Below are 15,878 nucleotides of genomic sequence, written 5' to 3'. Positions count from 1 at the left end.
GTTCATAACCCCATTATGATTTAGTGGGGTTATCATTTTCGCCCGCCTGCTTAAGATAGCGTTCCGCCTTTGTCGGCGCCCTTCCATCGCTACTCTTATCAGGATCTTATGAACAACAAGATACACGGGCCGCTGTTTCTCGCGATCCTCAGCGCGCTAATGGCGTTTACCTCCCTGTCGACGGATATCTATCTGCCCGCCATGCCGCGAATGGCAACAGAGCTGCAAGGCGACATCGAACTGACGGTCACCGGCTTTTTAATCGGCTTTGCGCTGGCGCAACTGGTGTGGGGGCCAATCAGCGATGCGCTGGGCCGCCGCCTGCCGCTGTTTATCGGTATGGTGCTGTTTATTATCGGCTCTGCCGGATGCGCCCTGTCGACGGATATTCATCAGATTGTCTTCTGGCGGGTGTTTCAGGCGTTCGGCGCTTGTACCGGCCCGATGCTGGCGCGGGCAATGATCCGCGATCTCTTTAGCCGTACCCGCGCGGCGCAGATGCTCTCAACGCTGATCGTTATTATGGCGATTGCGCCGATTGTCGGACCGCTGGCGGGCGGGCAAATCATTCGCTTCACCAGTTGGCACGCCATCTTCTGGTTGTTGGCGCTGATCGGCGGGCTGATGTTCCTGTCGCTGTTCGCCCTGCCGGAAACCCTGAGCGTGGAAAAGCGGGTGAAAGCCTCGTTACCTGGCGCGTTTCGCAATTACTGCGCGCTGCTGAGTAACCGTGCTTTTATGCGCTATACGCTGTGCCTGACCTTTTTCTATGTGGCTGCCTATGCCTTTATTACCGGGTCACCGTTTGTCTACATCCGCTTTTATGGCATTGACCCGCAATACTATGGCTGGCTTTTCGCCGTCAATATCGTCGGTGTGATGGGCATGAGCATGGTGAACCGCCGCCTGGTACAGCGCTACCCACTGGATCATGTGCTGAAAACCGCCGTGACCGTGGCGATGTTCGCCGTTCTTGCGTTAGCGCTGGCGGTGAAGCTGCATCCGGGCGGCATTGTTGCGGTGGTAGTGACGATTTTCCTGTTTTTCTCGATGAACGGCATTATTGCCGCCACCTCAACCGCCGCCGCGCTGGACGCTGCACCGTTGATGGCCGGATCGGCCTCGGCGCTGATTGGTGCGTTGCAATATGGCAGCGGCATTATCTCTTCGCTGTTGCTTGCAGGCTTTCGCGACGGCACGCCGTGGACCATGGCATGGATCATGACGCTCTTCACCGTCGCCAGCGCGGTGATGGTGCTGCGTCGCCATTGATGAGCCGCAGTCATAAAGCCATGCCGATTTTCGCCAATAGTCGCCACGGCTTGCGGGTTTTATGATCGTCACACCACTTTCCCGTCAGACGAATTATCCACACGCTACGCTATACAGACGTGCCCATACACAGGAGAACAACATGAAAATCACCCGTAATGCTTCCGTTCCTTCGGCGCAGGGTCCACACGAGTATTTCACCGGTCGCGTACGCATTGACGCGCCATTTAAAGCCGAGGCGCCTGCCCGTGTGGGCGGCGCAACGGTAACATTTGAGCCAGGCGCTCGCACCGCATGGCATACCCATCCACTGGGCCAGACGCTGATCGTCATTCATGGCAAAGGCTGGATCCAGTGCGAAGGCGAAGCCGTGCAGGAGATGAATCAGGGCGATATTGTCTGGATCCCGGAAGAGGTTAAACACTGGCATGGCGCGACGGCCGAAAGCGCAATGACGCATATCGCCATTGCCGAATCGTTAAACGGGAGTCCGGTCACCTGGCTGGAGCAGGTGACCGATGAGCAGTATCACGGGCAATAAAAGCCATCTGGCTGTTTCCGGCGCAGATTATCTCTGCGCCATCAGCATCACACCGTGGGTATAACGGGTATGCAAATCCTGCTCAAATTGCTCACGCAGCGACTGCGGCGACAGGATGCCGATGTCCGGTAGCCAGTAACGTAACCAGCGAAAGAGCGTATGGGGATCGCTGATGGCGGTTGAAAGCGTAAGGCTGCCATCGTCATGCTGTTCCAGAATACGCTGCGAGGGAAAGAGTGAACGGCGGGTAACGTATTCCGCCACCTGAGCAGAAACCCGCAGACGTGTCTCCACCCTTGAACCGAAACGGATCCCCACGCCGCTATCCAGTTCGGCCAGTACATCCGCATGCGGTGTAAAATGCCGCGTCGTTTCTTTAATGCCTTCAATTTTCGCCAGTTCAAACGCTTTCAGACGCCCTTGTTCAACGGCGGCCAGGTACCACAAGCCGTACTGGTTGATCAGCCGGTAAGGCTGTGCCAGGCGGGCCTTGTCACGGTAGTGATACTCCACTTCGCAACGTGTGGTGATCGCCCGGTTTAATAAGTTGATGCGATCTTCAATCAGTCGGTTTTCCCGACTACTGGGGGCATGAAATGCAATGTTGTCACGATTTTTCATGCTGTTGCGTAACGACTGGCCGTCATTGCGTGGGAAAAGATGCGCCACACCGGCAAAATCGGCGAACTCCGCCAGGTGACCGGTATGCAGAGAAGGCAGAAGATGTGAACTGAGTTTGTAGCGCCCGGGAGCAACCTGATCGAGGATATGCCCCAGTCTGGCAAGATCCCGATAAGCCGTGCGCTCCGTGATGCCGAACTTATCGCAAAGCCATGCTTTATCAATAGTTCGCCCCTGGTAAAGCGCACCGAAAATTTCACAGAGCCGCTCAATGAGCGGGTCATGTTTTCTGTCGTGACTTTCTTTCATGTTCCCCTGGTTCCGGAGTCAAAAGTCTCAGAAGACGTTAAACGATTACGGCCTGACCATGGCGGCATAGCCCTGTTTTATAGGTAAAAAGTGTTTGTTCTTAGGGGTTAACGGCAGAAAGCTAAAAAACTAAAATGAAATTTCCGCAGACAGCAGCAGATTTATACAACCCCTTTATTTCACCGAGGGAAAGATAACCTATTGTCCTGACAGGAAATGTCAGTACAGCCTGTTGCGTGGGTGAAGTACGGTATTTCGCGCAGGTCGATACCTCTGCCGCGTTGATACTGACGGAAATCGAAGGTGCGCTGCCGCATGCAACGTATGGCATACGGCAGGCTTTTGAGGGGAAAAGGTGCTACCGATCTGTCGCTATGATATTCACCTTATTGGCGGCGACCACAAATGGCAGATAGATCAGTGTCGAAACCGCCAGGCACAGCAGGCCGACAAACAGCGCCAACCAGTTGCCTCCGGTACCCAGGAAGGCAATGAGTGGGCCAGGGGTTGTCCACGGCACTGCATACGCGATAGGCGGAATCAGCTCCATAGAGATAAAGACGTAGCCAATCAGCGAATTAACAAACGGGGTCAGCACAAACGGGATCACCAGAATCGGGTTCAGGACAATTGGCAGCCCAAAAATGACCGGTTCGTTAATATTGAATATGCCCGGAACAAAGGCCATTTTCGCCATTTCACGGTAATCTTTACGCCGCGAAGCGATAAAGATCGCCAGCAATAGTCCCAACGTCATCCCCGAGCCACCGTAGTTGGCGAAAGCATCGTTGATTCCGCCCCAGGTAATCGGATACGGCGCACCCCAGGTGGTACCATGCGACGCGGTATACGACAGGTTTTCCAGGTTAGCTTCTGTGAAAATGGCCTCACGAATCGCCGCCACAGTATTCGGCCCGTGTATACCCAGCACCCACAAAAAGTTTGCAACCAGGCCGAGGATCAGCACAGCGAAGATATTCGTGCCCATATCTTTTAACGGAGATTGGATCAGGGTGTAGACCAGGTCATTCAAGCCATCCGGCGAGATCTTCGCCAGCAGGTAGTTGATCACGGAAAACAGGATCATCACAAAGAAGATAGGCAACAGCACTTTAAAAGAGCGGGAGACCGCAGGCGGCACTGCGGCGGGCATCGTAATGGTCACTTTAGGGTTGCGCGCCAGACGGCAGAACACTTCGCTGGCGATTAATGCAACAATAATAGCGACAAATAACCCCTGCGGCCCAAGGTATTGGGTGGTGAGATACGCCTGCCCGTCAATGACGGTGTAAGGCGTGTAAACAACAAAAAACGCGCCAATCGAGGTTAACCCGCACAGGAGATCGTCCTGTTGATAGCTAATGGCAATATTGCGCGCCACCAGAAAGGTAATTAAAACCGCCATAATATTGACCGAGCCATTCATGACGGGTGTGAATATTTCCTGCGCGGCGGCCAGATTGGGAAAAAGCGCATCCAGATGCAAAATACTGGCGATAAAACCATCGGGTGAGAGAATCGCAAAGTTAATAAGAATAATCAGCGAACTGGCCATCACAATCGGGAAAGACAATATAAATGCATCCCGCACTGCTGAAATATGGATCTGTGAGTTTAATTTAACCGCAATGGGAACGAGAATTTTCTCCATACCTCGTTCAAAAGACTCCATGAAACTTATGATGATTCCTTTTAATCTTGTTACCGTTTTAATTAATAATGCACACAGGTATTTAGTGTGAGGAAAAAGATTCCACACACAAAGAAAGAATAATTATCCGAAAACGAATTATTCAGCCAGACATACCAGCGCACTGTCTAAAACGGCTTTGCCATCCATCTGCCCGTAAGCTTTCATATCAATCACTGCGACAGGGATCCGCCCCTGTACAACCTCCTCTAACTCTTTTTTCTGGAAACGCACCTGCGGTCCCAGCAATACAATATCCACCTCATTTTTTTTCAACGTCTCTTTGGCTTCCGATATAGCCAATGCATTAATGGTTACCTCTATATTTACTGTATCGGCATACTCTTTCATGCGTTTCACCAACATGCTTGTCGACATCCCTGCAGCGCATACCAATAATATGTTTTTCATATGACTCGTCCCTTACTATATTGATAAACATTTATTTATAGTTATTTTACCGGGTGTTTATATCTTTATCTCTCAGCGCGATCACAATAAGCACTGCAACGAAATGTAAAATCAAACAATAATAACGCGATAACGTAACTAGAATCGTTAATTATTACTCGTCAGTAAGAGAGAATGAAGGCGTGTAATTATCCCACCTGCACGCCGTTATCTTTTCCGGATAATCGATGCATCCATACAAGCACAATGATCATACCGCCAGGGCACAGCGCAACGGTCAATAAGCCGATATGCAACGATGAATATTCCATGATCAGTCCAACCAGCCACGGCACCAGACTACAGCCTGCATTACCAAAAGCCGTCAGCACACCGAACATGGTCGCACCGCCTCGCGGATAGGCGTCTGCAGACATGGCCAGCATGGTTGGCCAGAGACAGCTTCCTGAAAATCCCGCCAGAATACAGGCAGCAATGGCAATCGTTGGGCTGGGAGGAAAACCGATCACAACAAACAGCGCCATGGTCACAGCACAGCAGCCCAGCATTAACGCCTCTGGAGAAATACGCTGCTGCACCATAGCCGCCGCCATTCTCCCCAGCGCCATCGCCACAGAAAAGCCAGCCAGTGCAAACCCACCGATCTCCTTCGAAAATCCCAATCCCCGCTCAGCATAAGTCGGCAACCATTGCGACAGCCCCGTCTCTGTTGCGCCGCCTAAAAAGATAGCGATCAGGCAAGCGACGAAATAAGGGCGTTTTATCAAGCTTGTCATCGCTTCTCGCGGCGCCGCTTCCTGCACCAGAGGAGGGAAAGTAAGCCGCAGGAACAACAGTGCCGTCCCCAATGGCGCAATCATGACCCCCAACGCAACCATGCGCCATGAAATCCCCCATTTCAGCGCAAAGCTGGCTATCAGTACTGCGCCTACCGCACCGAGACAAAAATAGGAGTGTAGCCAGTTCATGGCCGCACTGCGCCTGGCAGGCTGTAGCGCCACGACAATCGGGCTGAGCAGCATATCCAACATGCCTGCTCCCCATCCCATCATCGCGACAGCGAACAACAGGAAAGTGTAGGTGGGCGCCATCGCCACAAGTCCTAACCCAAGTGCCATGACCAGCAGCCCGAATAAAATAAACCGCTGAGCATTGCCCCGGTCGGCCAGCGGCCCGGTCACCAGGATAGCGGTGATAAAACTGAGAAACATCACTGCCGGAATACGCCCCAATTGTTCGCCGGTCAGCCCGGAAACACTGTCAAAGGCGTCGCTGAATGTGGTCAGGTAGACGGGTAAGAAGTTAAGTGCAATGGCCAGGCATATCATGGCGGCATAGCAGGCGCAGAGAGACAGACACTGCTGATGAGGTGAAATCGTCATTTTTTATCCCTGTCAGAAACGGTCAGCATCATGCGCCTGCCACTGACACTCCATCAGTTCAATCTCAGAGAAGTGGGCGGCAAAAGAAGAGTCTCCGGGGCTACTGGCAAAAAAACCAAACTGCACCCTCGCCTCCGCGTGGGACAAATGGAACATGCGCATCATGTGAAAATCTCTGCCATCCAGTGAGTTTTCCAGCAGAAAATCGCTCTCCCTGCGGCTCAACCGGTAATACATGGTCTGCCGATACCGATCAAAGTTAGACATCGACCAATCCGAAAATCCCTGATTGGTCACCACCGAAAACAACTGCTGGTAACCATTGTTTTGATATTCAATACCGCTTTTCATCCAGTGGTCTTCATCCTGGTAAATGAACAGACCACACTGATCAAAATAGATTGCAGAATTAAACGACGCTCTGGCTTTCAGAGTCCAGAATCGCTCCTCGCGGCTAATAACTGCTGCAGGTGCATTATCATACTCCAGCCCATAATACGTCCCGCGCCAAAAATCAGTATCGGGAGAGGTGTAAAGAATAATATCATCCTCATCAAGGACAAGGTATTCAGTGACATTAAGCCAGATTAATTCTGAAGCTTTGAATTTTTCCATATTATTTCTCAGCCATCCATGAGTGATATTAATACGTCTGGGCAGATATACGTTTAAAATGCAGAAGGTTATAATTAGACCTGGCATCGAAATGGTGCAGTGAAAAAGCTTTGGTATTATTTATATCCTGGTATCCTTCACCATCTGCGAGAGTAGTCGTAGTTGCTCCGCCAATAATAATAGGTAACTGCATTAAAATAATATCATCCACCACATCAAGATCAAACATCTGCCAGTTTAAATAGCCACCACCTTCCACCATAATATGTTCTATTCCACGCTGTTTAAGTAGTGAAAAAAGAAGATTAAAATCGACCCGATCGATTCCCGCGAAAAGTACCTCTTTGCCATGTTCGCGGATTCGTTGAATCATCGCGTGACCACGAGCCCGTTCTGTCGTAACAATCAGGGAGTCTTCCGGCGAGCACAACACTCTTGCCGAATCGGGAAAATCCAGCGATGCGGTAGGAATAATGCGCAGCGGATTACTGCCGCCATAACGATTGGTTAATTGCGGATCATCCGTCACAATGGTATTTCGCCCCACCATAATGGCATCGACCTTCCCACGGAATTCATGAATAAATTGTATATCTTCATCGTTAAGCCGCTGGAATAATCCTTTACTGGACCCGCCATGGCCGAGCGTTAATTTACCATCAATAGAAATTTGACTAAAAATAGTAATTTTCATAATTTCTCAACTTATCTTTGTTTAAAGAAGGAGAATTTTCACAGATATTTTTCATTCGGTGTAAAGACACATTTTATAATATTAGAGCAAGGATCGTTGAGCAGATGGTCAAATGCCTCTGCATATTCGTCAAGGGTATAACGATGCGTCACCAGCTCGCCCAGCGCGGGAATCATACTGGCCATCTGTAATGCACGCGGGAAATGTTGATTATATTCCCCCGCGCCAATCAGACGGATGGCATTAACCAGAACGTGTTTTACCGGCAATGGATAGGTGTAATTTCCGTCAAACCCGAAAAGAACAACCCTGCCGCCCCGGCGAACCGTGCTCATGGCAACATCAAGCTGGTTCCCTACCGTGTCGATAACCGCATCTACCCGGGTTTGCTGTAGCCTGGTTCCGAGTTCATCCGCATGCAGGACATCCAACCCAAGCGACTGCCCGAATTGAATACGGTTTGGGTTCAGATCCGTCGCCAGTGTCTTTACACCCATCGCCCGGAGCAGCAACTGAGCCACCAGACTCATCGGTCCCGATCCCAGCACTAACACCCGCTCTCCCGCCTGAATCTCAGCATGGTCAATATTGTTTAAAATACAGGCGACAGGTTCAATGAGTACCGCGGTTTCCCAGCTCATCGTATCCGGTAGCGGATAAACAAATGGCATCCGGGTAATAAATCGCTCCGCAAACATACCGTGTTTATTCACACCAGCGATATCCAGCCCTCCATGTTGGCCGCCGGTGCAGAGATGTGTGTGCGCGGAGCGACAGGCTGCACAGCGCCCGCAATACTCATTCGGATCGATAACAACTCGCATACCCGGTTGCAGGCCCGTCACCGCGTTGCCGACATTAACAACCACGCCAACAGCTTCATGCCCGCGAATAATGCCCGGTAGCCCCGCCTCTCGCCCTGCTAACACCGCCAAATCAGTGCCACAAATACCAGAAAGTACAATATCAATCTCAACACTATCATCCGGTAATAGCGGGTAATGCTGATGGGTTATGAGCCCTAACGTTTTTTCATCAATTAGTGAAATGGCTTTCATAAATACAATCCATTTATAAAGAATCTTCCATATATAAAAATCCGTTTCGCCAATAGATATAGCGGCTACCTCTGTATTCATTTGAGAGCAAAATCACAATATTTTGTTATAAAAATATCCTTAACTAAAGCTCACAATCTTAAAAAACATAATGCTTGAATTTATATGAAATTTAAAATAAGCCTATCTCTTTGTTTTTATTGATATCACGTAACCACACCACAGAACCACAACAAATATAAAAAGATAATTAAAAAATAAGAAAAGACAACGTCATAAAAACAATGAATTAAAGTACAAAGGGTGAAAATAATATTGCAACGAGAGTATAAATCGGCGGGGAAAACTGCAATTCACAGAAGGAAACGGGTACCAGCAGAAAAGTCCAGGCTGCCGTTGGTGGAATTATCGGCGATGAATATGCATGATTTTCCATTCGCAATGGGGCTTAATGCCCTCAGCAGTATTCCTTTATGATGCGCTCGCGGGTTTTCATCGACCAGTGACGACGCAATTATGTTGTACTCAATATGTTGCCTTAAACGCAGGGTGACTGGTCATCAGCGCGGTGATCGGCTGAAGGTGCTCGCGTAATGCGCTGTGCAGGTGGCGGATAGCCGGAGAAAACTGTTTACGGTGCGGGCAGATAAGGTTTAACGGTGCTGCCTCCCCCGGATGCTGCGGCAAAAGCACCTCCAGGCGGCCCGCCAGTACGTCATCGCTGAGATCGATCCACGATTTGTAGACAATCCCCAGCCCATCTATGGCCCAGCGCCGGGCCACGTCAGCGTCATCGCACAACATGCGGCTCTTAACGATAAGCTGGCGGCGCATGCCGTTTTCCGGGAAGCTCCACTTGTCATACGCCTGGCTATTCATCGTGAACAACAAGCACGGGTGATTCACCACCTCATCCAGCGTTTGCGGGCGGCCGTTGCGTGCCAGATAAGCAGGCGAGGCTGCCAGAACGCGGCGGTTATCTTCCGCCAGCGGCAACGCCACATAGCTGCTGTTATCCAGCACGCCGTAACGAATGGCAATATCGACCGGGTCGCGGAACACATCGCTAATGTGATCGGACAGCGAAAGACGCAAGGACACTTTTGGGTGCTGCTGGCAAAAACGGGTGATCAGCGGCAACAGCACATTGCGGCCGATGTCCGACGGCATCGCCACACGCAGCTCGCCCTTGATCTCGTTATCGCCGCTGTGCAGGCTTTCCGCACCGGCGTGCACCACTTCCAGCATCTCCTGGGCGTAGGGCAGGTACTTTTCGCCTTCCGCCGTCAGCCGTAAGCTGCGTGTGGATCGCACAAACAAGCGCTTATCCAAATCCCGCTCCAGCCGGTGCACAGCCGCGCTCACCTGACCCGGCAGCAAACCGGCTTCCCGTGCGGCATTTGAAAAACTTCCCAGTGCCGCCGAGCGGACAAACAGCGTGACATCTTCCAGCCGAATCATGGTCTCTCCGGGTAATAAAAGGGCGTACACCGTCTGTTGTGCCAGAAAATAGCGCGCAGGCAAACTTCATTTTCACTCCAGGAGTGAAAGTGTTGCCTCTTTACAGCGATTTATCTCGTTATCTTTTGCGTTTATCCTCCAACAATCCCCTCAATCTACTTGTTATTTTTGCGCCAGGAGAAACAGGATGACCCTTGATGATGCTGTGATTGCCCGCCATACGGTGAAAGCGTTTGAACCCGGTAAAACGCTGCCGCAGGAAAAAATTGACACCTTACTTAACGTGCTGCAAAACAGCCCCTCGTCTGTGAATTCACAGCCGTGGCACTTTGTGGTTGCCTCCACGCCGGAAGGCCGTGAAACGATAGCGAAATCCACCAGCGGCGCGTATGCCTATAACGAACCGAAAGTGCTGAACGCCTCTCATGTCATCGCCCTGTGCATGCGCAGCGATCTCGATGACCAGCACCTGCAAAACGTGCTGGCGCAGGAGCAAAAAGATGGCCGCTTTGTCGCCGAAGGCGCGCAGGCCGGTCAGGACAAGAGTCGCCGCTCTTATGTGGATATGCACCGCTACGAGCAGCGCGATATTCCACAATGGATGGAGAAACAGGTTTACCTGGCGCTGGGTGGCCTGCTGCTGAGCGCCGCGATGCTCGACATTGACGCCACGCCGATGGAAGGGTTTGATCAGCGCGCGCTGGACCTTGCACTGGGTCTGCGTGAGAAAGGGCTGACCAGCGTGGTGCTGGTCTCACTGGGCTTTCGCAGCGAAAAAGACTTTAACGCCGCGCTGCCAAAATCCCGCCTGCCGCGCGACGAGATTTTTACCTTTATCTAAGCCCGCCAGCCCGGTTCGCCGGGCTTTTTTATGTCTGCGTAATTGATCACTTTCTTGCCGCGGGAACAATATTACCCTATTTGCATAATTTGGCTTTTAGGTTAATACTATGGAGAAAGGAACGCCCCATACCCGCTTACATATCGTTAAGCAAATGGTCACGGATGGAAAAATTAAAATAACGTCCAGCGCAATCGCTGGCGCTATCGAACTCGGTTTTGCCGTACCGCCCTTTGATGAAATGTGTACAGTCATTCTTAGCCTGACAATGACCGATTTTTTTAAAAGCATGACGGCATATGCCGATCACACTATTTGGCATGACGTCTATCGTCCATTGTGGAATGGGCAAAGAATATACCTGAAATTAATCGTCTCGAACGACGTGCTGATCGTCTCGTTTAAGGAGAGATAACATGAAATGTCCTGTTTGCGGCGGTGCAGAACTCAAACATGAAACACGCGACGTCGCTTATGAGTACAAAAATCGTAAGACGTTGATAAAAAACGTTATGGGTGATTTTTGCGACAACTGCGGCGACATAGTTTTTGACCGCATCAACGGTGAACATTACGCAAAACAGGTTGCTGCGTTTGTACGCAACGTTAATGCCGACGAAGTCGATCCACACTTTATCGCCAGAGTACGTAAACGTTTCAACCTTGACCAGCGCCAGGCTGCCGAGATTTTCGGTGGTGGCGCCAATGCATTCAGCCGCTACGAAACCGGACGTGTTGCCCCCCCTAAACCCTTAATATTGCTGTTCAAGGCATTGGATAAACACCCCGAATTGTTTGAAGAACTAAAACATGCCTGATACAAAGCCCGCCTCCATCAACGCGGGCTTTTTATTCGCCTGGATTTTGAACCCTATCACATATCCCGTTTTTCCCTCGTCGGAGCGATTGTTTCATTAATGTAAAATCACTTCTGGCATTCTGTTAATAATCGCACGGTTTTTAAGGTTTTATTGATCGCGAGCGGGATTTCCGTCGCGGTTTTTGTTTCGCCATCGATTATTTGCATTTTTTATATAATCATCGCCGGATGATCCCCCGTTTTATTCCTCTCATAGTTGTTTCGTCAGCAGGTCGCATTTTTATTCCGTAACGTTGCCTGTCATTATTATTTTAACTGCTGGAAAACAATGTTATGAACTCTACAACTGAACAGGTTACGCTCAGGAAAATATCCTGGCGTATCGTACCCTTTGTGATGTTTGCTTATTTTATTGCATTCTTTGACCGCATAAATATAGGCTTCGCCGCGCTCACTATGAACCAGGACTTAGGATTTTCCTCCACGGTATTTGGTATTGGCGCGGGCATGTTTTTTATTGGCTATTTCTTAACAGATATTCCCTCAAACGTTATTTTGCAGAAAGTCGGACCGCGTATCTGGCTGGCCCGTATTATGGTGAGCTGGGGTATTATTGCCGCCTGCATGATGTTTGTTGAAACCTCGACCGGTTTTTATGTTCTGCGTTTTTTATTAGGCGTCGCTGAGGCCGGGTTCTTCTCCGGTATTATTCTCTACTTAAGTACCTGGTTCCCGATTAAACGCCGTGCGCAGGTCATCGCGTTCTTTATGGCAGCCGCGCCGATTTCGTCGATGATTGGCTCGCCGCTGGCAGGCACCATTTTAAGCATGCACGGTGCGTTTGGCCTGAAAGGCTGGCAACTGATGTTTATGCTGGATTCCGCTGCCGCCATCCTGCTGGGTATTTTCACCTTCTTCTATCTCAACGATCGTCCGGAGAAAAACCGCTGGTTAAGCAAAGATGAAACCCAGTGGCTGATTAACACCCTGGCGGAAGAGAACCAGAACAAAGGCAGTCAGGCGAAAACCAGCATCTGGAAAGGGCTGACCGATATTCGCGTACTGACGCTGGCAGTGGTCTATTTCGGAACGTCGGCGGGCCTCTATTCACTGAATATCTGGTCGCCGCAGTTTATTAAATCCTTCGGCCTGACCACGTTCCAGATTGGCTTTATTAATGCCATCCCGGCGGCACTGTCGATTGTGGCGATGATCCTGTGGGCAAAACACTCCGACAAAACCAAAGAGCGTACCTGGCACGTAGTCAGCGCCTGCCTGTTCGCCTGCCTTGGTTTTATCCTCGCCGGATTGGTGCACAGCCTGCCGCTGGCCATCTTCGCGCTGGTGATGGCCAACGTCGGTATCTCGTCCTGTAAGCCACCGCTGTGGAGTATCCCGTCGCTGTTCCTCAATGGACCGGCTGCGGCAGCAGGCCTCGCTGCCATCAACTCAATTGGCAACCTGGGTGGTTTCGCTGGCCCGGCGGTGATCGGCTGGCTGAAAGAGACCACCGGTGACTTCTCCCTCGCCCTCTGGTGCGTGGCAGGCATGCTGGTGGTTTCCGCCGTCCTGACCCTCTCTATCGAAATTAGCCGTAAACGTAAGGCAATGAAGAGCTCATTAGCCTGAAATAAGAAATGGAGCATATTGTGAGCACATCTGAAGCAATTTCGTCATTAACTGACGTGATGACCCGTTTTACCGGGTATGTCGGGAAACGTCTGCCGACAGACGTTATGAAAAAACTCGAAGCACTGCGTGCGGAAGAGGACGCACCGCTGGCCGTGGCGGTGTACGACTCCATGTTTGAGAACCAGAAACGGGCCGACGAGCTGGATCGCCCGTGCTGCCAGGACACCGGGGTGATCCAGTACTTCATCACCTGCGGGGCGAAATTCCCCTACTTAAGCGGGCTGGAGTCGATTCTGAAAACCGCCACGCTGGAAGCCACCAAAAAAGCGCCGCTGCGCCACAACGCAGTAGAAACCTTCATTGAGAAAAACACCGGCACCAATACCGGCTCGCGCATACCGTGGCTGGACTGGGAAATCATCCCGGATGATGACAGCTGCACCATCGAAGTGTACATGGCTGGCGGCGGTTGCTCGCTGCCGGGCGCGGCTAAAGTACTGATGCCAGGCCAGGGCTATGAAGGCGTCAACCAGTTCGTGTTTGACGTGATCACCTCCTACGGCGTGAATGCCTGCCCGCCGCTGCTGGTTGGCGTTGGCGTGTCGACGTCGGTAGAAACAGCTGCGCGTCTTTCCAAGAAAGCGATTCTGCGCCCGGTGGACTCCTGCCACCCGAACCCTGACGCCGCCAAAATGGAAGCACTGCTGGAAGAGGGTCTGAACAAAGTCGGACTGGGGCCACAGGGCCTGGGCGGCAAAGCGTCGGTGATGGGCGTCAACATTGAGTCCTCCGCCCGCCACCCGTCGACCATTGGCGTGGCGGTTTCCACCGGTTGCTGGGCGCACCGCCGCGGCGCAATCCGTTTTAACCCCGATCTCTCTTACGAAATTCTTTCCCACCAGGGGGCTGTATTATGAAAAAAGTGCTCACCACACCCATTAAAGACGAAGACTTACTCTCCCTGAAGCCTGGCGACATTGTCTACCTGACCGGCACACTGGTGACCTGCCGCGACGTGGCGCACCGCCGCCTGATTGAGTTAAAGCGCGAGCTGCCGGTCGACCTGAAAGGTCTGGCGATTTTCCACGCCGGTCCAATCGTGGTGGAGAAAGGCGAAAATGAATTCGAGATGATCTCGATTGGGCCGACCACCAGCATGCGTATGGAAAAGTTCGAGAAAGAGTTTATCGAGCAGACGGGCGTGAAGCTGATCGTCGGTAAAGGCGGGATGGGGCCGAACACCGAAGAGGGCTGCCGCACGCACAAAGCGGTGCACGCGGTGTTCCCTGGCGGTTGCGCGGTGCTGGCGGCCACCTGCGTAGAGAAAATCGAAGATGCCCAGTGGCGCGATTTAGGGATGCCGGAGACCCTGTGGGTCAACCGGGTAAAAGAGTTCGGCCCGTTAATTATCTCTATCGACTGCGAAGGCAATAACCTGTTCGAAGAGAACAAGAAAGTCTACAACGCCCGAAAACTGCCGATTATTGAAGAGATTAATCAGCAGGTTAAGTTTATTAAATAACCCGCCGTTCAGGCACAGGTATTATCATGAAGTTACTGAGTTTTGTTAACCCGACATCCGGTGAAAAAACATGGGGTTGCATTGACGGCACGCAGGTTTTTGATTTGGGGAAACGCTTATCGGCGTATTTCCCGGACCTGAAATCCGCCATCGCGGGCAATGCGCTGGCGGAACTGACGCCGATGATCCCGGCGCAGGCGGATTTTCACGCCGATGAGATCCGTTTTCTGCCGGTCATTGAAAACCCCAGTAAAATTTTCTGCGTGGGCATGAACTACATGGAAAAGCGGATCGAGTTCGAACAAACCATCGATGCGCCGACCCTGTTTGTTCGCTTCGCGGATACGCTCTCCGCACACGGCGATGTGGTGTGCAAACCCGACAGCAGCAATGAGTTTGATTACGAAGGCGAGCTGGCGGTGGTGATCGGCAAAGATACGGATAATGTCAGCCGCGACAACGCGTTAGAGCATATCGCCGGTTACAGCTGTTTTATGGATGGCTCAGTACGTGATATGCAATATACCTGGTTCACGTCGGGCAAGAACTGGCGCAAAACCGGCGCGTTCGGCCCGTGGATGGTGACCCGCGATGAGATCCGCGACCCGCAGGATTTGGCGATCAGCACCTGGCTGAACGGCAATCGCGTGCAGAACGATTCGACCCACAATATGATCAACTCCGTTGCCATGCTGGTGGAATATATCTCCCGCTTTAGCCCGCTGCAGGCAGGCGACGTGATCATTACCGGTTCGCCGGGGGGCGTGGGCAAAAAACGGACGCCGCCGCTGTTTATGAAGGAAGGGGATGTGATCGAGGTGGAAATCGGCAACATTGGCCGCCTGGTCAACCGCGTTACCGCGCTGTCGAATGCAATGGCATAGTGCCGTGGTTTTCCCCTCACCCTGACCCTCTTCCCACAGGGGAGAGGGAACTTAACGCACCTGGCCGCCCGGCGAAACGCGCTGTCGAATGCAATGGCATAGTGCCGTGGTTTTCCCCTCACCCT

At 51.7% G+C, this 15,878-nt stretch carries 17 protein-coding genes; 9 read left to right on the top strand and 8 right to left on the bottom strand.

The window, feature by feature from the left end:
• Positions 1–108 precede the first annotated feature (108 nt).
• Complete coding sequence (locus tag ACQ3G7_RS23900; RefSeq protein WP_430892686.1) at positions 109–1,272, top strand: multidrug effflux MFS transporter; 1,164 nt, start codon at positions 109–111, stop codon at positions 1,270–1,272.
• A 142-nt stretch (positions 1,273–1,414) separates the two neighbouring features.
• Entirely contained in the window at positions 1,415–1,813 is a 399-nt protein-coding gene (locus ACQ3G7_RS23895; protein ID WP_263098741.1) for a (R)-mandelonitrile lyase, read from the top strand.
• Between the two features lie 27 nt (positions 1,814–1,840).
• Here the strand turns inward: ACQ3G7_RS23895 and ACQ3G7_RS23890 are convergent, their stop codons facing one another.
• The 8 genes from ACQ3G7_RS23890 to ACQ3G7_RS23855 form a co-directional block, all read right to left on the bottom strand.
• Positions 1,841–2,743, bottom strand: coding sequence for a helix-turn-helix transcriptional regulator (locus ACQ3G7_RS23890; RefSeq protein ID WP_430892683.1), 903 nt, complete (start codon positions 2,741–2,743; stop codon positions 1,841–1,843).
• Positions 2,744–3,101: 358 nt separating this feature from the next.
• A complete protein-coding gene (locus tag ACQ3G7_RS23885; RefSeq protein ID WP_430892742.1) occupies positions 3,102–4,424 on the bottom strand; it encodes a PTS sugar transporter subunit IIC in 1,323 nt (440 codons plus the stop codon).
• Positions 4,425–4,532: 108 nt separating this feature from the next.
• Positions 4,533–4,844, bottom strand: coding sequence for a PTS sugar transporter subunit IIB (locus ACQ3G7_RS23880; protein WP_430892681.1), 312 nt, complete (start codon positions 4,842–4,844; stop codon positions 4,533–4,535).
• A gap of 188 nt (positions 4,845–5,032) precedes the next feature.
• A complete protein-coding gene (locus ACQ3G7_RS23875; RefSeq protein WP_430892679.1) occupies positions 5,033–6,226 on the bottom strand; it encodes an MFS transporter in 1,194 nt (397 codons plus the stop codon).
• Between the two features lie 12 nt (positions 6,227–6,238).
• Positions 6,239–6,841, bottom strand: coding sequence for a DUF1349 domain-containing protein (locus ACQ3G7_RS23870; RefSeq protein ID WP_430892677.1), 603 nt, complete (start codon positions 6,839–6,841; stop codon positions 6,239–6,241).
• Between the two features lie 28 nt (positions 6,842–6,869).
• Complete coding sequence (locus ACQ3G7_RS23865; RefSeq protein ID WP_430892675.1) at positions 6,870–7,535, bottom strand: dihydrofolate reductase family protein; 666 nt, start codon at positions 7,533–7,535, stop codon at positions 6,870–6,872.
• A gap of 38 nt (positions 7,536–7,573) precedes the next feature.
• On the bottom strand, positions 7,574–8,593 hold the full coding sequence (locus tag ACQ3G7_RS23860; RefSeq protein ID WP_430892673.1) for a zinc-dependent alcohol dehydrogenase: 1,020 nt from the start codon (positions 8,591–8,593) through the stop codon (positions 7,574–7,576).
• A gap of 525 nt (positions 8,594–9,118) precedes the next feature.
• Positions 9,119–10,054, bottom strand: coding sequence for a LysR family transcriptional regulator (locus ACQ3G7_RS23855; RefSeq protein WP_430892671.1), 936 nt, complete (start codon positions 10,052–10,054; stop codon positions 9,119–9,121).
• 187 nt (positions 10,055–10,241) lie between these two features.
• Here ACQ3G7_RS23855 and nfsB point away from each other — a divergent pair, with 187 nt between their 5' ends.
• From nfsB to ACQ3G7_RS23820, 7 genes are all read left to right on the top strand, one after another.
• Positions 10,242–10,895 carry an oxygen-insensitive NAD(P)H nitroreductase gene (nfsB, locus tag ACQ3G7_RS23850; protein WP_430892669.1) on the top strand — a complete coding sequence of 218 codons (654 nt, stop codon included), beginning with the start codon at positions 10,242–10,244 and terminating at the stop codon, positions 10,893–10,895.
• A gap of 109 nt (positions 10,896–11,004) precedes the next feature.
• Positions 11,005–11,310 carry a type II toxin-antitoxin system MqsR family toxin gene (locus tag ACQ3G7_RS23845; protein ID WP_430892667.1) on the top strand — a complete coding sequence of 102 codons (306 nt, stop codon included), beginning with the start codon at positions 11,005–11,007 and terminating at the stop codon, positions 11,308–11,310.
• A gap of 1 nt (position 11,311) precedes the next feature.
• Entirely contained in the window at positions 11,312–11,713 is a 402-nt protein-coding gene (locus ACQ3G7_RS23840; protein WP_430892665.1) for a type II TA system antitoxin MqsA family protein, read from the top strand.
• A gap of 335 nt (positions 11,714–12,048) precedes the next feature.
• Positions 12,049–13,344 (top strand): MFS transporter, encoded by a 1,296-nt coding sequence (locus ACQ3G7_RS23835; RefSeq protein ID WP_061492442.1) that lies wholly within the window; start codon positions 12,049–12,051, stop codon positions 13,342–13,344.
• A 20-nt stretch (positions 13,345–13,364) separates the two neighbouring features.
• Complete coding sequence (ttdA, locus tag ACQ3G7_RS23830) at positions 13,365–14,264, top strand: L(+)-tartrate dehydratase subunit alpha (RefSeq protein ID WP_430892663.1); 900 nt, start codon at positions 13,365–13,367, stop codon at positions 14,262–14,264.
• Positions 14,261–14,869 carry a L(+)-tartrate dehydratase subunit beta gene (gene ttdB, locus ACQ3G7_RS23825; RefSeq protein ID WP_088236934.1) on the top strand — a complete coding sequence of 203 codons (609 nt, stop codon included), beginning with the start codon at positions 14,261–14,263 and terminating at the stop codon, positions 14,867–14,869. The genes ttdA and ttdB overlap by 4 nt, the downstream gene beginning before the upstream one ends.
• A 26-nt stretch (positions 14,870–14,895) precedes the next feature.
• Entirely contained in the window at positions 14,896–15,753 is an 858-nt protein-coding gene (locus tag ACQ3G7_RS23820) for a fumarylacetoacetate hydrolase family protein (RefSeq protein WP_061492440.1), read from the top strand.
• Positions 15,754–15,878 lie beyond the last annotated feature (125 nt).

This window comes from Kosakonia sp. N21, assembly GCF_050587465.1.
GTDB lineage: Bacteria > Pseudomonadota > Gammaproteobacteria > Enterobacterales > Enterobacteriaceae.
The sequence above is the reverse complement of the archived record's forward strand: the minus strand, read 5'-3'. Positions and strand labels throughout refer to the sequence as shown.

What these genes read in the sequence shown, in the direction of transcription:
- ACQ3G7_RS23855 (WP_430892671.1), bottom strand. Translation starts at nt 10,054, where the DNA reads ATGATTCGGCTGGAAGATGTCACGCTGTTTGTCCGCTCGGCGGCACTG.
- nfsB (WP_430892669.1), top strand. Translation starts at nt 10,242, where the DNA reads ATGACCCTTGATGATGCTGTGATTGCCCGCCATACGGTGAAAGCGTTT.
- ACQ3G7_RS23860 (WP_430892673.1), bottom strand. Translation starts at nt 8,593, where the DNA reads ATGAAAGCCATTTCACTAATTGATGAAAAAACGTTAGGGCTCATAACC.
- ACQ3G7_RS23865 (WP_430892675.1), bottom strand. Translation starts at nt 7,535, where the DNA reads ATGAAAATTACTATTTTTAGTCAAATTTCTATTGATGGTAAATTAACG.
- ACQ3G7_RS23880 (WP_430892681.1), bottom strand. Translation starts at nt 4,844, where the DNA reads ATGAAAAACATATTATTGGTATGCGCTGCAGGGATGTCGACAAGCATG.
- ACQ3G7_RS23845 (WP_430892667.1), top strand. Translation starts at nt 11,005, where the DNA reads ATGGAGAAAGGAACGCCCCATACCCGCTTACATATCGTTAAGCAAATG.
- ACQ3G7_RS23875 (WP_430892679.1), bottom strand. Translation starts at nt 6,226, where the DNA reads ATGACGATTTCACCTCATCAGCAGTGTCTGTCTCTCTGCGCCTGCTAT.
- ACQ3G7_RS23840 (WP_430892665.1), top strand. Translation starts at nt 11,312, where the DNA reads ATGAAATGTCCTGTTTGCGGCGGTGCAGAACTCAAACATGAAACACGC.
- ACQ3G7_RS23870 (WP_430892677.1), bottom strand. Translation starts at nt 6,841, where the DNA reads ATGGAAAAATTCAAAGCTTCAGAATTAATCTGGCTTAATGTCACTGAA.
- ACQ3G7_RS23900 (WP_430892686.1), top strand. Translation starts at nt 109, where the DNA reads ATGAACAACAAGATACACGGGCCGCTGTTTCTCGCGATCCTCAGCGCG.
- ACQ3G7_RS23820 (WP_061492440.1), top strand. Translation starts at nt 14,896, where the DNA reads ATGAAGTTACTGAGTTTTGTTAACCCGACATCCGGTGAAAAAACATGG.
- ACQ3G7_RS23895 (WP_263098741.1), top strand. Translation starts at nt 1,415, where the DNA reads ATGAAAATCACCCGTAATGCTTCCGTTCCTTCGGCGCAGGGTCCACAC.
- ACQ3G7_RS23835 (WP_061492442.1), top strand. Translation starts at nt 12,049, where the DNA reads ATGAACTCTACAACTGAACAGGTTACGCTCAGGAAAATATCCTGGCGT.
- ttdB (WP_088236934.1), top strand. Translation starts at nt 14,261, where the DNA reads ATGAAAAAAGTGCTCACCACACCCATTAAAGACGAAGACTTACTCTCC.
- ACQ3G7_RS23890 (WP_430892683.1), bottom strand. Translation starts at nt 2,743, where the DNA reads ATGAAAGAAAGTCACGACAGAAAACATGACCCGCTCATTGAGCGGCTC.